Origin of the sequence: Paenarthrobacter sp. R1 (genome assembly GCF_030264015.1) — a bacterium.
In the GTDB taxonomy this organism is placed as follows: Bacteria; Actinomycetota; Actinomycetes; order Actinomycetales; family Micrococcaceae; genus Arthrobacter; species Arthrobacter ureafaciens.
Genome location: NZ_CP127115.1, coordinates 2,559,518 through 2,582,937 on the forward strand (window position 1 = coordinate 2,559,518; position 23,420 = coordinate 2,582,937).

The window sequence follows — 23,420 nt, forward strand, 5'->3', positions numbered from 1 at the left end:
TCTCCGATGCTGGTTCGGAGGTTCTGGATGCGGCCGGGCGGGGTTCTCATGTCGCTGAGGGATGGTCGATCTGGTCCCTTCCTTTGGGTCCGTGGACGTTCGGGGTGCGCCGTTCGAAGAGATTGAATATCAGGTTCGCCAGGACAGCAGGAACGTAGGCGGCGATCAGGAACTCGTGTGGGCGGACCAGAGACAGGGGCCAGACGATCCCAGCGCCGGCGACCGCAGTAATCATCAGGACACGGTATTTCCACCTCCGGCGCGTCAGTACCAAGGGTTGACCTGCTGACCGGCCCCTGATCAGGTAGCCGGCCATGACCACCATCAGCACGGCGATGGCGGGGATCAGAGCAATGGTTTCGAACTGCCTCACCGGACCCGTCACGTCCGCGACCCGCGCCAGGGCCAGGCTCACACTGGCCAGTACCACGATGACCAGGGCAGCGGCCCGCCGTGCTTTGCGTTGCATGCCGCTGCTCATAGAGGTCGGTGAGTAACCGTCAGTGCCCAGATCAGGGGCCAACAGCGCGCAGCACCGGGGCGGGGTCCTTGTTCCTGCCCCCGTGGTCGGCGTTGTGGACCTGTTCGACAGGGGCGGGGGCCTCAGCCAGTATGGCTGCTTCGGCGAACCGGGCCATCGCTTCCTCGGCTCGGCGCAGTTCGCTCCTCGCCTGCGTGCCGAGGGGGGCCGGGAAGTAGTCGCGGGCGGCGATTTTGCGCAGCCAAGTGCGGAACCGTGCGAGGTCCGCTTCGGATTCCTCGACTTCCTCGAACGTTGTGCGTCCGCGTGCCGTTTCGGTTTCCAGTTCGGCGAAGAACGCCGGAAAGCGTTTAAGGACTTCGGAGTATTCGCCGCTTCGTGCCTTCTGCAACTCCCGAATTATTTCCTGTTCCTGCTCCCGCTCAGGGAAGGAAATGGTCAGCACTCGGGCTGTTCCTCCGTCCCTGATCACCCGGCCGGCCAGCTGGGCCGCGGCCCGTAGTGTTGGGGCCTTTGCGGGCAACAGGCATGCTGACTGCTGCAGGTACAGGGCACCGAGTTCTTTGAGCTTGCGCCAGACTGTGACCCGCAGGGCCGCCGGGGCACCGGCAGTCGAGATGGTCACCATCAGCCACCGCCCCTGATCGTCCTCATCCATGTCTTCATGCTACCTCCCGGGTCCGCACCCCTGTTTGCCTCGTTGCAATTTGCAGAAACCCGGAACGGCTGAATCGGGGCCATAGGAGACGGACTCTCAACCAGCGATCACATTCTCAAGGGGGTTCCTCCGGCAACCGACGCGAGGTCCTGCGTCAGCCAGGTCGACCGGAGGAACGGCTTGTCGGGCAGCACCATGAACAGCCCGCCAGGATTCACGAACAGGAGCGACCGAAACCACGAACCAACGCCCTGATAGCCCTCTACCGCGCGAAGAAGAAACCTCTGCGGAAGACAAGTCCGTCGGTAGCCACGACCTCATCTGGTGGAAAACACCGGCGGCACGGGCCCTCGCGTCCGGGGTCCACCGACTCAGTCTCCGTCTCGGGCGGCACGGGGCGCTGATCCTCATCGTTTTGGCAGGCGCCGTCATCGCCGGCCTGCTGACCGCGATTTCCGGAGTACGAGGCGAAGACAGACTCCGACGGGGTGGCCGCCCTGGACCGTCCTGTGCCGACGGTGATCTCGCCGGCGGGGACTGTTTTGCCCGGGCTTGCCCTGGTTGCCATCATCATCCTCACTCTCCGGCAACGGACCTGGACACCTCTTGTTCTCATTATCATTGCCAGAGCCGGATCCCTGCTCATGACTGTCGTCGGTAAGCAGCTGATCGGCCGGGCCAGTGCGTCGGCCTTTGCCTTGGCTGCAGGGTTCGCCGTCACTATCGGGCTCACCAGGGTGTTTCTCGGCCATCACTGGCTCACCGATGTTCTTTTGGCGTGGACCCTCGGTGCAGCATTGCTCGCCGTGGTCATCACAGTCCACCGTCTGCACCTCACGCTTCGCCGAAAGTCTCGAAACAGAAACAGGCAAAGGCAATCCGGTGTCCGAGAAGTATAAGAGCTGGCAGCTCTTCATGCCCAACGGCGCTGAACGTGCAGTGGAACGGCCCCGTTGCCATTCTTCGGCGTGAGACAAAACGGTCCCTCCGCCCGCCGGTTACCGACTCCGGCGGTCCGGCAAGGAACCCTGGTGGCGGCGCTCACTCAGTCATCCTGGAAGCTGGGAAGGACCATGATCTTCAATGCCTCCGCCGCGACCTCCACCAGGAGCGGGGTGGTGCCCGCCAGCTCGCCGTCCAGTTCGACAGGAACCGGTCGCCCGGTTTCGATCCTGAGCCGATCGATGAGTAGAAAGCCGGTCGCCGGACGGTGGAAGCCGAGGACAAAGAGACCCAGCTCCACCAGGAAACCAGCCCGGTGTCCGCCGCCGAGCCCGAAAACGGCCAACAGACGGTCATCGATGCCTGCCCCGCGGATCGGGCTTCCTCCGTGGAAGCCGCCGTTTGCGATGACCAGCTGGTGCGTGATCAGTGGGGTGACGGCGGACTCGGAGTCGAGCCAGGCGCTGAAAGGCCTATGCCTGGCCAGGATCCGCAGGCCGGTGACCACGTAAGCCAGACGACCCAGACGTCGTTTCATTCGTGGCCCCGTCCCGGCCGCGACCAGGGCCGAGAGCCCGACGCCGGCGACGTTGGCAAAATACCGGCCGTTGGCCATGCCCAGGTCCACGTCGGCAACCTTACCCGTCGTGATTACCTCCACGGCCGCCGTCAGCTCCAGGGGAATCCCCATGCTTCGGGCGAAGTTGTTGGTCGTGCCCAGCGGAAGGATTCCCAGAACGGTGTCCCGGTAGGCCAAAGCGGCCGCGCAGCGGCTTAGAGTCCCGTCGCCGCCGCCGACGATGAGCAGCGCCGGTTCCAGGGCCAGGGCCTGGGCGAGTACGGCGCCGAGCTCTCGTCCGTCCGGCACTTCAAGGACCCTGTCGAAGGCCATGCCCCGGTCTTCCAGGAGCGACCGCGCGCGGTCTGCGAAACGTCCGGCGCGCCGGGACGCCGTGTTGACCAGCAGGACCGCGCGCCTGTCCCTGCGGATATGCTCTTGGAGTTGTTGCTTGGTCTGCATCCCCGGTTGCCCTTATCTCTGCCCACACAGCCTGTCGGGAGGCACCACGTTCGGGCACCGTGGCAAGGTTGTTTTCCGCACGGAGGCCCCCCGTCGTACCGGAGCGGACTGCTAGGATAAGACACTGAACTGCTACGAATGTAACATTTGCAAGTGAGGTTGGCGTGCAACACATCTTCATTGCCGCCGATGCCGAGCGAGGCGGAATCGAAATGTTCTCAATGCTTGGCCCGGGAGTACTTTTCATCCTCATCCTCGTGCTGGTCCTGTTTCTCGCCGTCTTGGTTTCTGTCGGGGTGCTCGTGCGCCGGGCAAAGCGTCCGGTGCGGTGAAACGGGTCCAGGAAGGCAAGGAAAAAGCGCTCCAGGGAGGTCTGCTCACGGTACGGGCCCGGGGGGCCCAAGGTGTGGGCCGCAAGCTTGCCCAGAAGCGCCTGCGGCTACGCGCAACCCTGGATTCCACAACCCGTGCTGTCGAGCTGTTCCGTGACCAGCAACGCCCGGTCGAGGAAATCCCGGCCATCATGGACACTCTTACCCGGTCCGGGTCCGCGCTGGACAGCCAGCTGCGGCTTGCCGAGCGGGAGCCGGACGAAAACTCGCGACGGGCCGCCGCCTTCGAACCGCACCTGGCGCGGATTGAGCGTGCCGCCCGTGACGTCCGCAGCACCTTGACAGATGCAGCCATCGCACTGGGCACCGATGACCTGGAGAACGATGTCGCTGCCCGGCTTGCCACCGAGAGCCAGGTCCTGCAAGCCTGGATACAGAGCTACTCCAGCTCCGGCCATTTCCCCGCCGAACCTCTGGCGAGGATCACCTCGCAGTCAACGCGGACAGCAACGGTGGTTTGTAAAAGGCAGGGTGGATCCTGCGGCTACATGACAAGCCGGTCCGCCGCCGTCTCTGCCATCCGCTGCGGGGAAGCCATGAAGATCAGTAAACGAATGGCCGTGTTGCTGCGGTCCGGAACCACAGGCACACCGGACCAGGCCGGGAAACCGTGTGAGACCCTCGAAACCCTGTTCGCGCGGCAGCAGGACACGTTCCGGCAGTTGCGCCGCGGCCTGGCCGGTATCGCCGCCGCGCGCACCAGGGTCGACCTCCGCGCACAGCGGGCATCCGCCCTCATGCACCAACTGCAGAAGGAGGCCCGACAGGCAATCGCAGCAGGGCAGGAAACCATGGCCCGGGAGGCGCTGGGCCGCCGGGCCGTCCTGCACCGGAGCCTGACCGATCTGGGGCGCCAGGATGAAGCCTTACGGGACCAGGAGGACGCACTGGCCCGCTCCCTTCAGACCCTGCAGTCACAGGTGGACGGGATCCGGGTCAGGAAGGAATATCTCGACGCCACCCGAAGGGCCGCGGACGCCCGGACGGTCGCCGCCCGGTCACTGTCCGGCTTTGGCGGAGACCTTGCCGAAATCGACCACTTTTTGATGGCTGACTTCAACGCGGTGAAGGAACTCTCCAACGCCGTAGGGGGCGTTGAGGTGTGCGTCAGCTCCGCCGTCTTCGATCCCGACTCCGGGTTGCGTCTGCCCGAAGGTACCTCTCAGGTCCAGGGAGACCAGGCGCTGGCGTTTCTGCGCACCCGCCATGCATTTGCGGACGGCGGAGACCTTGGCCGGATCAAAGCACAGCAGGCGTTCCTTGGTTCCCTGACTCGTAAACTCAAGGCCGAAGGGACTCTGGGCGACCCGCAAAAGATGCTGGGTATCGCCGATACCGTGACAAAGAACCTGACGGTCGATGAAGGTCTCGCGTCGGCACCGGCGCTGTTGACCATTGCCGACAGGCTCAAGAACCTTGATCCGGCTAAGGTCAACTTCATCACCGTACCTAATGCCCCCGCGGCATCGGATCCCAACAGGCTGGCTTTGAGTGAACCGGCCGCGGGTGCTTTTTTTGCCGCCCTCAAGCAAAACCCCGATCTGAGCCAGGCTGCGGCAGCCCCTGCCCCTTCCTCCGCGCCGCCGCAGGAACCGGCGGAAACCGGGTACAACAAGGCCCTCCAGCCGATCACCGTCGCCAATGGAACAGCGGTAGCTGGCAGAAGCCAGGAAATCGCGGCGCTGCTCTCCGCCAATGGTTTTACGAACCTGGCCCGCATACCGGCCCAGCCGCGGGCAGAGACCATGGTCTACTATGGGCCGGGCTTTGCTGACGTTGCTGCTGACCTGGCCGCAATGTTCGCCCTCCCGGCCTCAAACGTGCAGGAACTTGCTACCGTCCGGGGCGTGCAGATCTATGCGGGCGAAGATTTCGCCGCCGGGAACAGGCCTCTGGTCCCGGCACCGGGCCCCGACGATGTCGTTGCCCAGACCGCGAACGACCAGAGTTGCCAGAGCGCGAACCCGCTTGGATAGACAACCCCCTTCAACCCCGGCAGCGTCTGTGCCCGGGGAGGAAGTCCAGGGTCCCCGCCATGAAAGGAGTGTTCCTCAGGTGCCGGCACTGTTTCCCATGACCGGGTCCCGCCGTGCCCTGCATCCCCGGCAGTGGTCCGCGCTGCTGGCCCGCGCGCCGGTGACGCTAGGCTTTGTCGCTGTTTTCTGGGGCGTGGGCGCATTGTCTTTCAGCCTCTTCTCCGGGCCCGAGGGGCCGATGCGTTCCCAAGTGGCTGCAACTGCGCATTCAGTCCCGGGCCAGTGGTGGACCCTGCTCACGTCGGCGTTCTGGGCGGGGAATTTGGCGGGATATGTTCTGGCGACCATGATGGTGCTCACCGTCGGCATCCCCTTGGAACGCCGGATAGGAAGCCTGAGATTTGGCGCTTCCGCCCTGGGTGTCCAGGTTTTGGGTGTCGGAGCGGCCGTCGGTTTGGTCGTCGCTGCACGGGCTGTGATGGGCAGCTGGGCCCGGGCCATGGGCGGGCATCATTTCCTGGGTCCCAGCGCTTTCATTGCCGGTACCCTCATTCTGGCAACCACGGCGATGCCGACCCTGTGGCGGCGCCGGATCCGGTTGGTGGTGTTTTCACTGCTGCTGCTTTTGGCCCTCTACAGCGGAGGGTTCGCCGATCTGGTCCGGCTGGCTGCGGCCGGTGCGGGCGCACTTCTGGGACCGGTCATGCTCCGCCGGCGGACGCACTTCGGACGCCCCGTCACCTCCCGGCACGAAGGCCGTGTCCTGATCGCGCTCCTCGTTGCGGTGACCGCCATCGGACCGGTCGTGGCCGGCCTGGTCCCGCACGCGGCCGGACCGTTGTCTGTCCTGCGGCTGTTGTTCACCAATATCCAGCCCGTGGATCCACAGGAGCTCCAGATCCTTTGCAGTGACCCGGGCCAGGCCAAGCACTGCGCGGCGGCCCAGCTGCAATTTCGTGCCGGGGCCGGGGGGATTTTCATGGCGATCCTTCCCTCCTTCCTGCTGCTGTTGCTCGCCGATGGTCTGAGACGCGGGCGGCGCTTCGCCTGGGCCGGCGCTGCGCTGATTCAGCTCAGCCTCTCCGTGCTGGCCGGGATCACCATCAATGGAGTCCTGCAGCCGGCAGCGCCGGACACCCGGGCCGCTGAAGGGATCAGCACCGCCGGAACAATCGGGGACGCGTACCCGCTGGCCTGGCTGCTGCCACTGCTGCTGCCCGCCGCCCTGACCCTTGTGTTGCTGGTGACCCGTAAATTCTTCCCGGTCGCCGCCCCGGCAGGCACTTATCGATCCCTCGGGCTCCGTCTTGCTGGAACGGCAGCGGCCCTGGGCGTGGTGTACGTGGGCGCCGGGCTGGCCCTGGCCCGGGATTTCTCCCCCGTTCCGGGTCCGGCTGAGCTGCTCGCAGATGTTCCGGACAGGTTTCTTCCCCTGGCGTTCACGATGGACATCCCCCCGGCTTTCTTCCCCCAAAGCCCGGCCGCGGTCCTGCTCTACGAGGGCGTAGGGGTCACCTTCTGGGCCGTCACAGGCGTGCTTGTCCTCAAGTCATTCCTTCGCCCGGCTCCCGTCCAGCACCGCGGGGAAGACCGCGCCCGTGCAATCCTCACAACACATGGAGGCGGGTCCCTGTCCTGGATGACAACATGGACCGGGAACACTTATTGGTTCTCCGCCACCGGCGAGAGTTTCATCGCCTACCGTGTCATCTCAGGCATCGCGCTGGCGCTGTCCGGCCCTGTCGGTCCGGACAGCGGGAATGAAACAGTCCTCTCCGATTTTGCCCGGTTTTGCCGCGAGCACGGATGGACCCCGTGCTTCTACTCGGTGGACCAGACACTGCGGGACCGTGCCGCTTCGCTGGGATGGGGATCGGTGCAGGTTGCCCAGGAGACGGTGCTGTCCCTGGACTCAGTGTCATTCCAGGGAAAGAAGTTCCAGGACATCCGCACGGCGATGAACAACGCTGCGAAGGCGGGGATCCACGCCGAATGGATCGCCTACAGCACAGCTCCTCTGTCCTGGCAGGCCGAGATCCAGGAGATCTCCGAAGAATGGGTTGCAGATAAGAAAATACCGGAGATGGGCTTTACTCTGGGGAGTCTGGACGAGCTCCAGGACCCCAATGTCCGGTGCCTGCTCGCCGTTGACGATCATCACACTGTCCACGCCCTCGTGTCATGGCTTCCCGTCTACCGCAGCGGAAGCGTCGTTGGCTGGACGCTGGACTTCATGCGCCGCCGCAGCAGTGGCTTCCGCCCCGCGATCGAGTTTCTGATCGCTTCCGCCGTGCTCAGCTTCAAGAAGGAAGGGTACGAGTTTGTCAGCCTCTCGGGGGCGCCTCTGGCCCGGGCAGGCTCGGTCGGTCCCGGGCCAACAACAGCTGTGCCACCGGGCACGGGGGGGCTTGATCGGTTGCTTGACTGGCTGGGGACGACCCTGGAGCCGGTCTACGGGTTCAGGTCCCTGCTGGCTTTCAAAGCGAAATTCCGGCCTCGGTATGAGCCGCTCTATATGCTTTATCCCGACGCGGCCGCGCTGCCCGCCATCGGCAACGCGGTCACCCGGGCCTATCTGCCAGCGATCAGCTTTCGAGAAAGCCTGGCGCTGCTGCGCCGCATGCTGCTGCGCGGCCGAACTGCTGCGTCTGGCCGTGGGACCACCGCATCGCATCCAGGCCGGGACCGTGTGCCCCGGGACAGCGGAGGCGGTCGGCAAAACAGGGGCCAGCAGCTGTCATCGCCGGAGCAAAGCAGTGGAATAACCCCGGCACCGGAACGGAAGGAAAGACCTGATCACCCTACGTCCAGGCAAGGCGGCTGAGTGATGTGCTGAGGCTTTCCAGAAGTCCCGTTCTCACTCTGCCTGCAGTCTGGTCGCCTCCGGCCAGTCCGGGGCGGAGCGCTGGGAACGGGCGGGGGGAAATGATCGGGCACGGCGGCCGCGCCCGATCAGGCGGGAGGAGCGCAGATGGATTTGAGGATTGTGAAACGGGGAACGGTTTCCATAGTGGTGGCCGTCATAGCCTGCGTTGGCCTGCTGCCAAATCGGTCCGCCTCCTCCGGGTCCGTTCCCGCCCGGCCCGCCGGCGTCCCCGGTGCATTTCACTGCCCAAGGGGACATCGGCATCGGCACGGGCGCCACCACGGTACTTGATACCATCGCCGGCCTCAGCCCCCAGCTCAATCTCGTGCTCGGAGACTTGTCCTACAAAGCCGGAATGGAAGAGCAATTCTGCAAGATGGTCACGGACAAGCTCGGCGCAGACTTTCCCTACCAGCTCATCACAGGAAATCATGAGAGTAACGGCCAGGACGGAAACATCGAGAACTTCGTCAAATGTCTGCCCAACAAACTGCCCGGCCTCCAAGGGGCTTACGGGACCCAACGGTACGTCGATGTCCCCGCGACCAGCCCTCTGATCCGGTTCGTGATGGTCTCACCGGGCATCAACTTCAAAGAGGGTAAGCCGCTGGACTACTCAAAAAACAGCGAACGCTGGCGCTGGACGGCGGACGCCATCGACGGCGCGAAAAACGCGAACATACCCTGGACCGTCGTCGGCATGCACGCTCCCTGCCTCAGCGTCGGAAGATACAGCTGCCAGATCGGCAAGGACCTCCTTAACATGCTGCTGAACAAGAAGGTGGACCTTGTCTTGGCGGGGCACGAGCACAACTACCAGCGTACCTATCAGCTGGGAACCGGCGCCGCCTGCCCGGCACTGGTTCCGGAAAGATTCTCTCCGGCCTGCATCACCAATACCAGTGCAACCATGGTCCGGGACGCCGGAACGGTCTTCGCCACAGTGGGGGTCGGCGGCGTGGGACTGCGGGATATAAACGACTCCGATGCTGAAGCAGGTTATTTCGCCGCCTGGTCAGGAACGAACCGCGATCCCGCCCTGGGTACGCTCGACGTTTCAGCAACAACAGAACAACTCTCGGCCAGGTTTGTCCCGGCCGCGGGCTACTCCTTCACGGATGCTTTCACCATCCGACGGCCATAACGAAGACGCGTAGAACAGCGTCCGGAGCAGGGCGGTAGGCAATCTGCAGCCCTTGCTACGCAGCGTCTTTACACCGTCCTCCACGTTGACCCCGATCCCTCCCAGAGGACCCGGTACTCCCATAGTATGGTCTGGCACCGGAAGTTTTTTACGGATGAACCAACGGGGATTTGGACACTGGTTGGTGATGACTGGGACCTACGGGGCGTTCAAGTACAGGCAAGGCGGACGGTATCCTTCGATTATTATGATGAACATCGCCGGTGCCGCTCTTCTCCGTCCTGCTCTTCGGTCGATTCTTCGCCCGGTTCCTTCTAAACTTCTCTGAAACCGGGACGCAGCATGGAAGGCACCCCCCGGCATCTGAGGCAATGCGGCTCCCGGCCAACCAGGCGCGCCGTCCTGCTCACTATTCTGGCCACGGCAGCCGCACTCCCGGGCAGACAGAGCCGCCTCCCGCAGACAACGGCGTCTGGCGCACCGCCCGAGTCTCCACCGGTCCAACCAGCACCACCTGCACAGACCGCGTCGCCAAAAACCCCACCCCCGTCGCGGACGGACGTCATCAACGCCTTCGGCGGCCGAAACCCGCACTACTGGGGCCTCGAAGCTCCCGGCGCCCTTACCCGGCTTGACCCGGGAACACCGGGAATAGCAGTGACAGTGGACTTTTGCGGCGGCCCCGGCGGCAACGACATTGACCAGGCCCTTCTCACCGCCCTGCGTGAGCGGCACGTCCCCGCGACGCTTTTCCTCAACTCCAGGTGGCTTGCTGCCAATCCCGCGACCGCCCGCCAACTGGCCGCCGACCCACTGTTTGAATTGGCCAATCACGGAACCTCGCACCGACCATTGTCCATAACCGGCAAGTCCGCCTATGGGATTCCCGGCACCCAAGATGCCGGTGAGGTCTACGACGAGGTGATGACCAACGACGTCACCCTCACACAGCTCACCGGGGCAAGGCCGCGCTTCTTCCGGTCCGGCACCGCTTACCTCGACGACGTCGCTGCCCAGATCGTCGGCGTCCTAGGACTGACCCCGGCCGGCTTTAGCATCAATGCCGATGGCGGTGCGACCTACTCGGCCACAACCGTGGCACGGGAAGCAGCAAAAGCCCGTCCCGGGGACATCATCATCTGTCACGGCAACCATCCCCGCGGTGGAACCGCCGAGGGCATGGCACGGGCCCTGGACTCCCTCGCGGCCCGTGGAACACCGTTTATACGCCTCCCCTGAGGCAACTCGTACTGGACGTTCTTCCCGGCCAAAGTGCATTGGCCCACGCCAATGCGTCCCTTACGCCACAGCGAAGTGTACCCGCCCCATGGGGCGACGCCCGAGCAGATGCCAGTTCGTCAGCGGAAGCGATTGGTCGCAGTGACCTTGCCGGCGACTAACAGGTAGGTAAGCACTGCCGCGATCACCGCGACGGCCCCAAACTAACGTGGCCCTCGAAGTACGGGTTGGCGGAGGAAGCCCGGAGGATGCCCTCGGGCCACGGAGAAGAGCCATCTCACCGAAGACAACCAGACCGTCGCACACGCCGTCGCCGGGGACCTCGGACACGACGAGGCCCGGGGCGACCTGCTGCCAATGACACGGTCAGCAATGATCGAAAGCTGCACACCAGGGAACACAAGGTTGCCCTGGTCGGCGACGGCGTCAACGCCGCCCCCGCAATCACCTGGCAAGGCTCCTATTCGCCGTGGACCTCAGCCCGTATCATCCGTCAGAACCTGTGGCCAAGCTTGGGCATCGTCGCCATCCTGGTCCCGGCAACCATCACGGGGCCGTCGGTATCGGGATTGCCGTCCTGATCCATGAAAGATCCACCTTCGCCTATCGCGAACCCAAAACCAAAGGGTCCCTGGCCACGGTGCGCTCCCGAGCCCGGTATCCGCGCACGATTTTCACCGGCCGCACCACACGCCCACCGCTTCCCGCGTTCTTCATGGACCCGCTCGACACATCACGGCAAAAACCTGCATCGTCACTGGCAACGACGCCCCTGCCGTCAAACACTGCAATGTCTGGAACGGGATACTCTGATACAGACTTTATGTAGGCGGCTAACCCCGGGCTGTCAGGTGCACAAATCGTGGTCCTCTTCACCGGACAGACCCTGAACCCCGAAGGCAGGCATGAACGAAGACACCACGGCTCCGGCCGGAAGCGAGGCGCCCGAACCGGCCAAGCCCGGGCCACGGCCGCTGACGGGCCGGCTGTGGCTGGTCCTGCTCACCGTTCTTGTTCTGACCGCTGCAGCGTTCTTCGCCGTCGGCCGCCTCACCGCGGGCCCTGCCCCGGTATCCGATGCGGGGCCCGACGCCGGATTCGCCCGGGATATGCAGGCTCACCATGCCCAGGCCGTTGAGATGGCTCTGCTCATCAGGGACAAGTCCGCCAACGAGGAGATCCGCACCATCGCCTATGACATCATCACCACCCAGCAGCAGCAGAGCGGCCAGATGTTCGCCTGGCTGGTGGACTGGGGATTGCCTCAGGCCGGATCTGTCCCCCCGATGGCGTGGATGGGAACCGGCGAACACGGGGGCAACTCCTCGACCATGGGCCAGCACCCCGGGTCAGAGAGCGGCATGGAGGGCATGGCCACACCGGAGCAGCTGCAAAAACTGCGCGGGGCCGCAGGTGCGGAAGCGGACAGGTTGTTCATCGAACTGATGATCCGCCACCACCAGGGCGGCGTGGCCATGGCTCGCGCCGCGGCCAGCTTGGCCGAAACCGCGAAGGTCAGGGATTTCGCCGCCGGCATCGTCGAGGCCCAGACCGCTGAAATCACGGCGCTCCAGGAGCTGCGCGGCAGACTCTGACAGGGTCCAGGAAAGGAAACATCATGTCCGCACCGCGGAAGACGCCCGAGGAACGCCAGGCGATCGTGAAGGCCTTGCAGGCCAGGCAGCGCGCCGCCGACAGACGCAAGGCATGGCTGATCTACGGCATCGGTGGTCTGGTGGTCGCAGCGATCATCGCCTCGGTGGCGTTCGTCGTCGTCGGCGAAGTGAGAAAGCGTGAAGAAACGACGGCCGCGGCGACCCGCCCCATCGAGGGCGAACAGGACTTCCCCGGCCAGTCACGGAACCACACCCGTGAACCCGTGAACTACCCCCGGACCCCGGCCACCGGAGGCGACCATGCCCCGGTGTGGACCAACTGCGGGATCTACACCGCACCCGTGGAACAGACCCGCGCCGTGCACTCCCTTGAACACGGCGCCGTGTGGCTTACCTACCGGCCCGACCTCGCCAAGGACCAGATCGCGGAATTGACGGCACTGGCCGGCAACCAGACCTACATCGTGCTCAGCCCCCTGCCAGCGCAGCAATCGGCCGTGACGGTGACCGCCTGGGGCAAACAGCTCTCCGTTGACAGCAGCGGCGACGCCCGGCTGGCACTTTTCCTCAAGAAATACCGGCAGGGCCCCCAGACCCCCGAACCCGGAGCCGTCTGCACCGGCGGCGTCCAAGGCTGACACAAAGGCACTTTCGTGTTCACGCCCGGATACCGACAATGGACCATGACGCGGCGCTCAGGGGCGGCCCACGCAGTGTGTCCGGCCCAGGCACAAGACGATGTCCAGCAGAGTGGCGAAGCCCGCTCGATGCTTTCCCGGACCGTTCCCGATAAGTGCTGACTCCGGGCTGCCGACGGTTCCAAGCTTCCCTGGCACCGTGACGGCAATCCGCTGAACTGTTGGGGGCCAGGAAGCCCCAACCTTCTTCACGGGCCAGGCGTGGGAGCGCTGTCCGGACTGTTCGGATAGGCACGCACGGCTCGGAATCAACTTCTGTGGGACGTCCAGCAGCTGCCGCTAGAAGCCTGCCATCCGGGCGCAGTTCCCCTGCTGGTGACACTGCCGCCGCGGGTGCCCATCATCCCAAAAGTCAACTGTCGGCGGCCCAGCCAGTCGAAACGGGCTGAGCCGATAATAGTCACATTGACGATGGGACGGATTGCGATGTTGATGAACAAGGTTGAGGCCGCAGTGGTGAACTCGGCGCCGCGGCTTGGCTTCGGCGCTGGATGTGGGTGATGGCGGCAATGACGCGGTGTTCGACTTCGGGATCATTCACCACATCCCTGACTGGCGTGCGGCCGAATGCCGAGGTTGCCAGGGTTCTGGCACCGGGTGGTCGGTTCTACTTCGAGGAGGTCGCAGCACACGCCCTGGCCCGCCGCGGGCTCGTGGTGACCGGCTCGCTTACGCGGATCCGCGGCGCCTACCTGCTCGGCGTGGCCGCCAGACCCTTACCAACAGGGAGTCACGGGTGATGGCCCTCGCCGCCTTTACCCTGTTCACTGCTTTCATGTTGCTCACCGGTGTCCGGACACTGGTCCAGCGGGGGCCAACGGGCGATTGGGGGAGCCGGCGGACTCTGCTGCCACGGGGCTCGGTGGAGTGGTGGGGGCTTGCGGCGGTCGACCTCGGGCTCCTGCTGGTTGGTCTCGGTGCGCCTCTGGCCGATTGGGCCGGCATGCCTCTGCTCGCCGTTGCGGACCACCCCGTCGTGCACGGTCTGGGTTTCGTGCTGGCGGTACTCGGAATCCTTGCAGCCTTCACCACCCAACTTGCATTGGGTGCGTCCTGGCGGATTGGGGTCGACGAGGCAGAGCGCACTGCGCTGATGACTACCGGGCCGTTCCGGCTGGTGCGCAACCCCGTCTTCACCGCCGTGGCCGTCGCGTTCCTGGGCATGGCACTGATGGTGCCCAATCCGGTGGCAATCGCCGGCCTGGCCGTGACACTCATCGGCATCGAGATACAGGTGCGCCTCGTCGAAGAGCCCTACCTGCGCCGCATCCACGGCGCGGAGTACATGGACTATGCCGCGCGCGTGGGCCGCTTCCTGCCCGGCATCGGCCGCCACCGGCGCCCCGGGACATGACCGTGCGGCAAGGGAACCAGCAATCAGTCTTTTCACAGAGGGTCAGCGGCGATATTATCGGCCAATGACGATATCAGCGGTTCTGGGTCTGGCAGCTGCGGTTTGCCGGGACAGGCTCCTGGGCCCTGTTGTGGCATGGTGGCCGGACTCAGGTGCAGCACCGCAGCTTTCAGCGTCCCGGGGAAATTTCCCGAACGCACGGCTGGAGGAGTTAACAGGAATGAAAAGCACCCCGATGGCCGGGGACGGCCCTGACCGTCCACGGGGCGGGTCCCGGGCGCCCGTCGCTCCGGCCCGCCGGCCGGGAACGTCACCGTGAGCCGCGCAGGGTCCATGGGACCCATCGCCGGCGGCTTGGCTCTTCCCGTGGCTGCCATGGTCCCCGGGGTCCTGTTGCGGCTGAGCGGAGTCGGGGTGCCGCCGGTGGTGGCGGCCGCCGCGTTCGCGGCTGCCGTTGTCGGGGCCGCGTTTCTGCTCACCTGGGGCACCGAACTTGCCGAAATCGACCTCGGGGAAGGGCTGGCCTTGGCGTTGCTGGCCCTGATCGCGGTCCTGCCCGAGTATGCGGTGGATGTGGTCTTCGCTGCCAAGGCAGGCACGGACCCTGCCTATGCACCGTTGGCGCTGGCGAACATGACAGGAGCCAACCGGCTGCTCATCGGGGTGGGCTGGTCCGTCGTGGCGCTCGTGGCACTGCTGGCCCTCAGGCGCAAAGGCCCGGGCCGGGCCGGGGAGGCAGGTCCGGAAGCAGTGCAGCTCGCCCAGGTTCAGGTGATTGAGCTGGCGTTCCTCACGGTCGCGAGCGTCTATGCCCTGACCCTGCCTCTGCGGGAGACCCTGACGATTCTTGACACCGTTGTGCTTTTCGGGATTTTCGTCGTGTATCTGTGGCGACTGCGCCCGTCCGCCTCGCCGATGGAGCCCAAGTTCGGACACGCCGTTGCGGAGGGAGACGAGGGTGATGATGAGGAATCCGAACTGTTCGGTCCCGCCACGCGCATCGCGCAGCTTCCCCTCCGTGCCCGGCGGCTCATGACCGTCGGAATGCTGGCGGCCGCGGCCGCGGTTATCATCGTCGTGGCCGAACCCTTCGCCGACAGCCTTGTCCAGACCGGGCGGCAGCTTAATGTCAGTGAATTCCTGCTCGTGCAATGGGTGGCGCCGCTGGCTTCGGAGACTCCCGAATTCATCGCCGTCGTGCTGCTGGCCTGGAAGCTGCAGTCTGCGGCGGCCCTGGGGGCGCTTATTTCCTCCAAGATCAACCAATGGACCCTGCTGGTGGGAATCCTTCCCCTGGTGTTTGCCTTTTCGGCCGGATCCCTGAAGGGACTGCCGGTCGATGCGGTGCAGCGGGAGGAACTGCTGCTCACCGCAGCCCAGTCCATGTTCGCCGTTAGCCTGGTCATCGGCGGGCGCCTGACGCGGGCCGGCGCATGGTCGCTCCTCGGGCTTTTCTTCGCGCAGTTCATTGCCGCCTGGACCCTGCCCCCGGATCTGCGGGGGGCGGAGCGTTTGATCGTCGCCGTCATCTATTTGGTCCTGGCCGGGTGGCTGCTCATCCGACGCCGACGGTCCCTGCTCAATGTGCTCAGGACCGGACTCGGCGGCAGGGCCTCCGCGAGAGTGGCGGGCGAGCCGCCGACCCCTTGACCGTGCACAACCCCCGTGGAGGATCCGCAAAATGCCGGGACTGTTTATGAGAGAAACCCAGCTCGGGCTTTTCCTCGATGCCCGCGCCGCCCGGAAACAGGGCTGCGCAGCGATCATGCGCCGCCAACGCGAGCGGCTGTCGGAGATGGTCACCTACGCCCGGACAAGCTCCCCGTACTACCGTCGGCTCTACCAGGGCCTGCCGGCCCGGCTCACCGACCCGGGTCCGCTGCCGGTGACGAACAAAGCCGAACTGATGGCTCATTTCGATGACTGGGTCACAGACCCTGACGTGACCCTGGAGAACACGCAGGCGTTCGTCGCGGACCCGTCGCTGGTCGGAACGAAATTCCTGAGGCGTTATACGGTCGCCACGACGTCCGGGACCACCGGCACCCGGGGGGTGTTCGTGCTCGACCCCAGATCCCTGGCCGTGGCCCAGGCCCTGACGTTCCGCATGCTCATCTCCTGGCTCACACCCGCTGACGTCGCACGGATCATCCGCGGCCGCGGGCGCATCGCCATGGTCATAGCCACCGGCGGTCACTTCGCCTCGGCAGCAGCCGCCGCCGCGCTCCGCAAAGGACGAACCCGGCAGATCGTGGGCGTCTTCCCCGTCCAGACTCCCATGCCGGATCTCGTCGCGCAGCTGAACAGCCTCCGCCCGGCAATTCTTGCCCCCTACGCCTCCACCGGCCGGCTGCTGGCAACCGAGCAGGAAGCAGGACGCTTGAACATCAACCCGGCGGCCGTTGTCCTCTCCGCCGAGGGGCTGCCCGCCCAAGAGTACGCCAGGATCAGCGCCGCGTTCGGAGCCCCCGTCCGTCAGGGTTACGCCGCGACCGAGTGCCCCTTCCTCAGTTACAGCTGCCAGGAAGGCTGGCTCCACGTCAACAGCGACTGGGTCATCCTGGAGCCGGTCGACGCGAACCATGAACCGGTCCCGCCCGGCCGGCCCTCGCACAGCGTGCTGTTGAGCAACCTGGCCAACCGCATTCAACCCATCCTGCGCTACGACCTCGGCGACAGCGTCCTGGCACGGCCCGATCCCTGCCCCTGCGGGGACCCGACCCCGGCCATCCACGTGCAGGGACGCACCGCGGAGCTGCTGACCCTCCAACGCAATGACCGGCTCCCCGTCTCAATAACACCCCTGACGCTGAGTACCGCCCTGGACAAGGTGCAGGGACTGAGTAAGGGCCAGATCGTCCAGACAGGACCGCAGAGTCTCACCCTCCGGCTGCAAGCCGCCACTGGCGCGGATCCCGGGAGTGTCTGGGAAGCCGCCCGCTCCGAGATCACCGCCGTGCTGACCAGCCACGGACTGGGCAACGTGGCCCTGGCCAGGGATCCCGGGCCACCGCGCCTCACTCCAGGCGGCAAGCACCGCACAGTCATCCCGCTGCCCCCGTAGAAGGGCTGGGCGGGGCCTGTCTCCCAGGCGTTCCTGGCGCCGGCACATGCGGGGCCACTTCAAATCAACTGCACCAAGGCAGGGACTGCGCCGCCACGCCACGGGCTCCGGGGACCTGAGCATAGGCGTCATCACCATCACGGACTGTACCGGGTGTGACGCCAGCATGGCCGGTCCTGCAAGTCCACTGCTGTGGCCAGAGGAGCCAACCGGCACACGGTGCTGTGGCGCGCGGGCTTCTCCAATGGCCACCGCGTCCTCAACTGCTGCGCAGCAGCGGCCGCTGCCTCTGCTGCGGCCGTACCTGCCCGAACGGCACGGATGACCCTTCCCGGACCGCCCGGCCCCGGTGAATGGCAGAACTTTCTGGACCTAAACTCCGGTTCGGTGGCCGGCCGCTCTGCGATGCCAGGCAAGCTTGAAGGCGTCCGGGAGCATAAAGGTCAGCGCGTATCGGTGAATGTCCGGCCAGCATCGAGCGTTTACCTGCCGGCCGCCAGCTGGACATCAGGGAGTCCGGACCTGTGAAGATCGCGGCCTTAGGGTTCAACCCGGGCCCCGGCCCTTCCGTCAACCGCTCGCACTTTTTCTTTGGGAGATCCCTGATGCGTCGCACCCTATCCATGCTCACTTCAACGGCGGCTGTTGCCGCAGTACTGACCGTCGTTGCTCTCAGCGGCCCCGCCACCGCCGCCCCGGAGGGGAACAACGGCCGGGCCAAAAATGTCATTTACCTGCTCGGTGACGGCATGGGCCGCACCCACGTCACGGCGGCCAGGGAGCGCTTCTACGGTGCCGAGGGCAAACTGGCGATGGAAACTCTACCGGCCCAGGGCTACGTGAGCACTTACGCCGTGGAGAAAAACTCCGGCCAGCCCGGGCAAGCTGACTTCAAGCCGAACCTTGTCACCGATTCCGCCTCCGCAGCCACCGCCTGGGCCTCCGGGGTGAAGACCTACAATGCTGCCCTCGGGGTGGACGCCAAGGGCGCCGTAGTCCCGACCATGATGGAGCTGGCCAAGCAGGCCGGCTATCGCACCGGCAATGTATCCACTGCTGAAATCACCGACGCGTCACCGGCCGCGCAGATGAGCCACGCCCTCGCCCGTGGCTGCCAGGGCCCGGCCTACTCCGCCGCCGCATGCCAGGACACCACCATCACCGGCGCGGCGCTGCCCACCACCGACGTCCGGGTGACCCCGATCGCCGACCAGATCGCCCGCAACGGCACCGCCGACGTTATTCTAGGCGGCGGCATGGGCCGCTTCGATGCCTCGGATGAAACCGCGCTGAAGGAGCAGGGCTACTCCGTCCTGGGTTCGGTCTCCAGCCAGATCCCGGCCACCCGCACGGACCTGAACGGGGCCGCAGGGGAGAAGGTCTTTGGCCTGTTCAACAAGGGCAACCTGACCGTAGAAAAAGCCAAGCAGGACAACCCCGCCGCCCCCCAGGCGCAGGAGCCCTCCCTGCCGGAGATGACCAAGAAAGCCATCGAACTGCTGGACCAGAAAAAGAAAGCCGGCGGCAACGGTTTCTACCTGCAGATCGAAGGTGCCTTGATCGACAAGCGCTCCCACGCCAACGACGCGGCACAGACATTACAGGAAATCAAGGCCTTCGACGACGCCGTCGCCGCAGCCCTGGACTTCGCCAAGAAGGACGGCAACACCCTGGTCATCGTTACCGCAGACCACGAATGCGCCGGGTTCAACATCATCGAAAAGGGCTCCTTCACCAACGCCGAAGCAACCGCACCCCCGGTCAACGTCGATTCCGGCAACACCGCCAATAACTCCACCCCGACCCGGCCCGGCGGCAACGCCAAGGACCCGGCCCGCTCCACCGGCATCATCAACGGTGCAGGCGCCGCGGACCCGAAGAACTTCGGCCCCGCCACCTTCCGCACCCCGAATGACCCGGCCGAAGTCAAGGACGGCTCCAAGGAGGCCAGTCTCTGGCTGACCTACCTCTCCGGCAACCACACCGGCGCCGACGTACCGGTTTACGCCTACGGTTCAGGATCCGAACAGTTGCAGGGCAGCGTAGACAACACCGATCTGTTCGACATCGTGGGCAACGCCCTACGCGTCCTGCGCTGACCTTCACGGAACACCAATACTGCAAGACCGGCAGTGGCCCGGGGACCAGACGCCCCCGGGCCACTGCACATCCAAAGGAACACCATGAACCGCAAACGGATTCTCCTGATAGCAGCCCTCGTTGCTGCATCCCTGACAGTACTTGCCTTCGTCGCACTGGGCGGACGGGCCTCTACCACTGCGCCCGGCGGCAACGTCCCGCCGGCCGCCGCCGCCAAAACATCCTTCCCTGGCCTGGCCGCTGCAGAGGGCGAACCGGACCTGTCCGGACTCCAGGCAACCCGGCCGTCCCCGGGCCAGGTCCTCCAGGTCCAGGGACCGTTCGATGACAGGCTGGTGGTCGAAAGCCTGGCCTTCGACGGACAGGCCGCCACCGGAGCAGTCAGGATAACCAGTGATGTCAGCGACCTGCTCGAACTCCAGGTACTCGCCGGGTTCTACGATGACGACGGCACCTTCCTTGGAACTGCCCGCTTCGTGCACCATCGCGGCAGCGAGGGCCATAACCACTCGGGACCGCCTGAAGAAGGTGAAGAGTTCAGCATCCCGGTACCGGCCGAGCTAAAGACCAAAGCCGTTTCAGCGGCCGTAGGCGTACCCGTCCTCGTCAATGAGTAGCCTGCCGGCACGGCCTGCACCCCGGCCTGCGCCGCAAAGTCACCGCAGGCCTGAACAAGGGCGAGGCGCGGAATACCCTCGCCCGGGCCGTGTTTTTCAACCGGCTCGGCGAAATCCGTGACCGCTCCTTCGAGCAGCAGCGCTACCGCGCCAGCGGGCTGAACCTGGTCACCGCGGCCATCGTTCTCTGGAACACCGTCTACCTTGACCGCACCGTCTCCACCCTGGCCAGCAACGGCGGTGACATCGACCCGGACTTCCTGCGGTTCCTCTCACCCCTGGGCTGGGAACACATCAACCTCACCGGCGACTACACCTGGCCGCGCGCCAACCACATCAAACCCGGCAAATACAGGCCCCTACGTCGCTCGGCAAAACCTTAGCGTCGGATATTTCACTTTTTCACAAGCCGCCCCTGGTAGCCCTTTGTACCTGTTCGGGCCGACATCTATCTAGCCATTGAGGGTTCCGTGGCGCCGCCACGTGCGTCCCCATGAAACTAGCGCCCTACGGGCGCGTCCCTCGTCCGGCGTTGACTTCGGTACATTGCTTCACCCAAGGAAATGGCAAGCGCAGCCAGCAGGGCAGCGCCGCCGCTGAGTAAAAGTGCGTCCACAACGCTGGAATGCGGCGCGGTGGCATCGGTAAATGCCCGCACATGGGAAACCGCAAAACCCATCGCAGCTTCAGGCAGGAACACCAGCAGGGCCGGGACCGTGTAGCAAAACAGCACGAACGCAATCATTTTTGGCAGGGTCGTAGGCCTGCTGGTCCTACGGGAGAGGAACCAGCAGAATAAAGCGCTGAGCCCTGTCCACAGAACAAACCACAGAACATTTCCGACATTCGAACCTACCTGGAAGCCTTGGTACGACTCAACCAGCCCCAGGCCCGTGTACTGGGGCGACTCGATGTAGACCGCATAGGCCCCCAGCGCCCACGGGACCGCCCCGGCCAACCACAAGGCGGCCACAGCTGGCCAGTGTCGTGCCATTTACTCGTCCTCCGTTTACCAGTTGCAGGTCTGGGAGAGCGGCCGCATACCGATCCGACTGCGCCAGTTCGGCAGGGAGCGGCGCTCGTACTCAAGATCGAACGTTCCCCATTCCGCGACCCCACCCAAAACATGACATTCCCATTGTTGACGCATGGAGGGGGTAAAGATCCATGACGAATGCCGCGATTTCAGGAGATTCCAGCCGGAGCTCAGGAACTGACCGGCGTTGAAGATAACGTCATAGCGTCCCCAGCCCGAAAGCTGCATCGAGAGCTGGTTCATGCGGTATGCGCTGCTCCAGCGCCACTCCGACCAAGTGAACAGCTGCCACCAGGCGTAGTACACCTTCGGGTCCGCGACCACCGGGTACGCAACCCCCGGAGCGTTGTGCTCGACAACCTGGGTGACCGTGTTCCCGGAGACCTCGTAACGTGTTTTCACGTTTGCGCCGTTGGCATCCACGGCCCACGCAGGCATGATCATGCCCTGCGCCGATCCGTCCGCCCCTACCAGGGCAATCGCTCCGTCATCCGTCGGTTTCAGGACGATCCCTTCCGCGACGTTGATCTCGTAGTCATAGCGCGTCGGGGCCTGCGCTTCATTGATGACCGTCAGCGCTCGAACTGCGCCGTCCTCCAGAGTCTGTACACCCACATCCACGAGACCGCTTCCGTCCTCGAAGACAGTGGTCCCGTCTTGGGCTGTCTGGGCGTCTTCAGCATTGTCCGTTGCCGGTAGGCCAAGAGACAATTGGAGTCCATCAGGTCCACCATCGAGCACCGCCACGGCCTCAGTGCCGTCCCTGGTGATCTCAACGGTGCCTTCACGAACGCTCGAGCTGATCGACTCAGGCGTTTCTACATCCGGCTGAACCGGCAGGGCATCGTCCTGCCCGGCGGCTTTTGCCGCTGACTCGATGACTGCAGCCGCCCCCTCCACAGACCCTGCGGCATCGGGGTCCTCTAACGCCTGTCCGGCAGCGGCCGGAGAAAGAAGACAAAGTGCCACCGCCACAGCGCAAGCCTTCACGGGCACGGACGCAGACCAGAACTTGGCCATCTATTTCCCCCAAAAGAATAGATCCATTCTCATGCCAGATGGGCTAAGGAAATGAAGACTATCTTCCAGTCGAATCAAGACACAATGTTTCACCGTGTCGATAAAACAAAATTTGCTGCTGCTTCTTCAGATTTCGGTCACTAGCTGTATTAACCACAGACGTTGATGACCCGGCTGGCGGGTGGCTGACCCTTGAGTGAGGTGTGGCCTCGGTTGTGATTGTAGTAGTGCAGCCAGGCCGGGAAGGCCGCAACGCGTTCGGACTCAGAGGTGTAGGTCCGGGCGTAGGCCCATTCCTCGAGCATGGTCCGGTTGAACCGTTCGACTTTACCGTTGGTTTGAGGGCGGTAGGGCCTGGTCCGCTTGTGTTTGATGTCTGGGCCAAGGGCGTCTTTGAAGGCGTATGAGCGGTAGCAGGAACCGTTGTCTGTGAGTACGCGCTTCACGGTGATGCCGGCCGCGTTGAATGCTTCGTTGGCGCGCTCCCAGAAGCCAGCGGCGGTCTCTTTCTTCTCGTCAGCCAGGATCTCGGTGTAAGCGAATCGGGAGTGGTCATCCACGGCGTTATGCAAGTAGGCGTAGCCCGGACGCCGGTTCGATGGGCTCCCGGTCTTGTTCTTCTTCCCTGCTGCGCGGTCCATGACGCGGTGGCCCCCGCCGTCTGGGATGCGTCCGAGCTTCTTGATGTCGACGTGGACAAGGTCGCCGGGCTTCTCGTGCTCATAGCGGCGGATCACCCGTCCCGTGGCGCGGTCCAGCCACGAGAGTTTCACCAGTCCGAACCGGGAGAGGACCCTGTGCACGGTGGAGGGCTGGAGACCGAGAAGATACGCGATTCGGGCAGGACCCCAGCGTCGGTTCAGGCGCAGGGCGATGATGCGCCGCTCGCGCCGTTGCGGGGTTCGCGAGGGAGAGCGGCGCGGGCGGCTGGAACGGTCTTCCATCCCGATCTCGCCGTGCTCGCGGTACCGGCTGGCCCAGCGTGCGGCGGTAGGGACGGAAACCTGGAACCGCTCTGCGGCCCGACGAAGCGGCCACCCGTCCTCGACGATGCACCTAGCCAGGTGCAGCCGGCCTTTTGGCGCCAGAAAAGCATTAGGGTGGGACATGAAGACCTCCGATTGTGGAATTGGACTCTAGACAAGCCCCACTCCACTCGGAGGTCTTCTTTTTGTCACCGCACCACGCCGGATGTC

General features: G+C 64.8%; 19 protein-coding genes and 1 pseudogene. 14 read left to right on the plus strand and 6 right to left on the minus strand.

The window, feature by feature from the left end; genetic code table 11:
* Window positions 1-46: 46 nt before the first annotated feature.
* Both QN084_RS12450 and QN084_RS12455 read right to left on the minus strand, forming a co-directional pair.
* Window positions 47-469 (minus strand): hypothetical protein, encoded by a 423-nt coding sequence (locus QN084_RS12450; RefSeq protein WP_069695586.1) that lies wholly within the window; start codon window positions 467-469, stop codon window positions 47-49.
* A 43-nt stretch (window positions 470-512) separates the two neighbouring features.
* Window positions 513-1,139: a Chromate resistance protein ChrB gene (locus QN084_RS12455; protein ID WP_069695587.1), complete on the minus strand. Its 627-nt coding sequence runs from the start codon at window positions 1,137-1,139 to the stop codon at window positions 513-515.
* A 488-nt stretch (window positions 1,140-1,627) separates the two neighbouring features.
* Between QN084_RS12455 and QN084_RS12460 the strand changes: the two genes are divergently transcribed.
* Complete coding sequence (locus QN084_RS12460) at window positions 1,628-2,038, plus strand: phosphatase PAP2 family protein (RefSeq protein ID WP_069695588.1); 411 nt, start codon at window positions 1,628-1,630, stop codon at window positions 2,036-2,038.
* A gap of 146 nt (window positions 2,039-2,184) precedes the next feature.
* Here QN084_RS12460 and QN084_RS12465 read toward each other — a convergent pair whose 3' ends face one another.
* Window positions 2,185-3,102 (minus strand): diacylglycerol/lipid kinase family protein, encoded by a 918-nt coding sequence (locus QN084_RS12465; protein ID WP_069695589.1) that lies wholly within the window; start codon window positions 3,100-3,102, stop codon window positions 2,185-2,187.
* Between the two features lie 164 nt (window positions 3,103-3,266).
* Between QN084_RS12465 and QN084_RS12470 the strand changes: the two genes are divergently transcribed.
* The 13 genes and pseudogenes from QN084_RS12470 to QN084_RS12530 all read left to right on the plus strand — a co-directional run.
* Entirely contained in the window at window positions 3,267-3,434 is a 168-nt protein-coding gene (locus QN084_RS12470; protein ID WP_168529502.1) for a hypothetical protein, read from the plus strand.
* On the plus strand, window positions 3,431-5,470 hold the full coding sequence (locus QN084_RS12475; RefSeq protein WP_139126826.1) for an LCP family glycopolymer transferase: 2,040 nt from the start codon (window positions 3,431-3,433) through the stop codon (window positions 5,468-5,470). The genes QN084_RS12470 and QN084_RS12475 overlap by 4 nt, the downstream gene beginning before the upstream one ends.
* Window positions 5,471-5,549: 79 nt before the next feature.
* Complete coding sequence (locus QN084_RS12480) at window positions 5,550-8,294, plus strand: rhomboid family intramembrane serine protease (RefSeq protein WP_069695590.1); 2,745 nt, start codon at window positions 5,550-5,552, stop codon at window positions 8,292-8,294.
* A 274-nt stretch (window positions 8,295-8,568) separates the two neighbouring features.
* Window positions 8,569-9,480, plus strand: coding sequence for a metallophosphoesterase (locus QN084_RS12485; protein WP_069695591.1), 912 nt, complete (start codon window positions 8,569-8,571; stop codon window positions 9,478-9,480).
* A 342-nt stretch (window positions 9,481-9,822) separates the two neighbouring features.
* The gene (locus tag QN084_RS12490) at window positions 9,823-10,719 is read left to right on the plus strand and encodes a polysaccharide deacetylase family protein (RefSeq protein ID WP_069695592.1); all 897 of its coding nucleotides are present in this window, start codon (window positions 9,823-9,825) and stop codon (window positions 10,717-10,719) included.
* Between the two features lie 905 nt (window positions 10,720-11,624).
* A complete protein-coding gene (locus tag QN084_RS12495) occupies window positions 11,625-12,314 on the plus strand; it encodes a DUF305 domain-containing protein (protein ID WP_069695593.1) in 690 nt (229 codons plus the stop codon).
* Between the two features lie 23 nt (window positions 12,315-12,337).
* The gene (locus tag QN084_RS12500) at window positions 12,338-12,973 is read left to right on the plus strand and encodes a thioredoxin-like domain-containing protein (protein ID WP_069695594.1); all 636 of its coding nucleotides are present in this window, start codon (window positions 12,338-12,340) and stop codon (window positions 12,971-12,973) included.
* 799 nt (window positions 12,974-13,772) lie between these two features.
* Window positions 13,773-14,387, plus strand: a complete 615-nt coding sequence (locus tag QN084_RS12505; protein WP_069695595.1) for a methyltransferase family protein — start codon at window positions 13,773-13,775, stop codon at window positions 14,385-14,387.
* A 315-nt stretch (window positions 14,388-14,702) separates the two neighbouring features.
* Window positions 14,703-16,037: a calcium:cation antiporter family protein gene (locus tag QN084_RS12510; protein WP_206599692.1), complete on the plus strand. Its 1,335-nt coding sequence runs from the start codon at window positions 14,703-14,705 to the stop codon at window positions 16,035-16,037.
* 46 nt (window positions 16,038-16,083) lie between these two features.
* A complete protein-coding gene (locus QN084_RS12515) occupies window positions 16,084-17,451 on the plus strand; it encodes a CoF synthetase (protein ID WP_069695622.1) in 1,368 nt (455 codons plus the stop codon).
* Window positions 17,452-18,056: 605 nt separating this feature from the next.
* A complete protein-coding gene (locus tag QN084_RS12520; RefSeq protein WP_069695597.1) occupies window positions 18,057-19,550 on the plus strand; it encodes an alkaline phosphatase in 1,494 nt (497 codons plus the stop codon).
* 84 nt (window positions 19,551-19,634) lie between these two features.
* Entirely contained in the window at window positions 19,635-20,168 is a 534-nt protein-coding gene (locus tag QN084_RS12525) for a hypothetical protein (protein WP_069695598.1), read from the plus strand.
* Between the two features lie 26 nt (window positions 20,169-20,194).
* A pseudogene (locus QN084_RS12530) lies at window positions 20,195-20,551 on the plus strand (Tn3 family transposase); the annotation flags it as partial.
* A 116-nt stretch (window positions 20,552-20,667) separates the two neighbouring features.
* On the opposite strand, the gene QN084_RS12535 reads toward QN084_RS12530, so the two are convergent.
* The 3 genes from QN084_RS12535 to QN084_RS12545 form a co-directional block, all read right to left on the minus strand.
* Window positions 20,668-21,162 carry a hypothetical protein gene (locus QN084_RS12535; protein WP_139126827.1) on the minus strand — a complete coding sequence of 165 codons (495 nt, stop codon included), beginning with the start codon at window positions 21,160-21,162 and terminating at the stop codon, window positions 20,668-20,670.
* A gap of 15 nt (window positions 21,163-21,177) precedes the next feature.
* Window positions 21,178-22,173 (minus strand): hypothetical protein, encoded by a 996-nt coding sequence (locus QN084_RS12540; protein ID WP_139128000.1) that lies wholly within the window; start codon window positions 22,171-22,173, stop codon window positions 21,178-21,180.
* Between the two features lie 200 nt (window positions 22,174-22,373).
* Window positions 22,374-23,333 carry an IS481 family transposase gene (locus tag QN084_RS12545; RefSeq protein ID WP_069695602.1) on the minus strand — a complete coding sequence of 320 codons (960 nt, stop codon included), beginning with the start codon at window positions 23,331-23,333 and terminating at the stop codon, window positions 22,374-22,376.
* Window positions 23,334-23,420 lie beyond the last annotated feature (87 nt).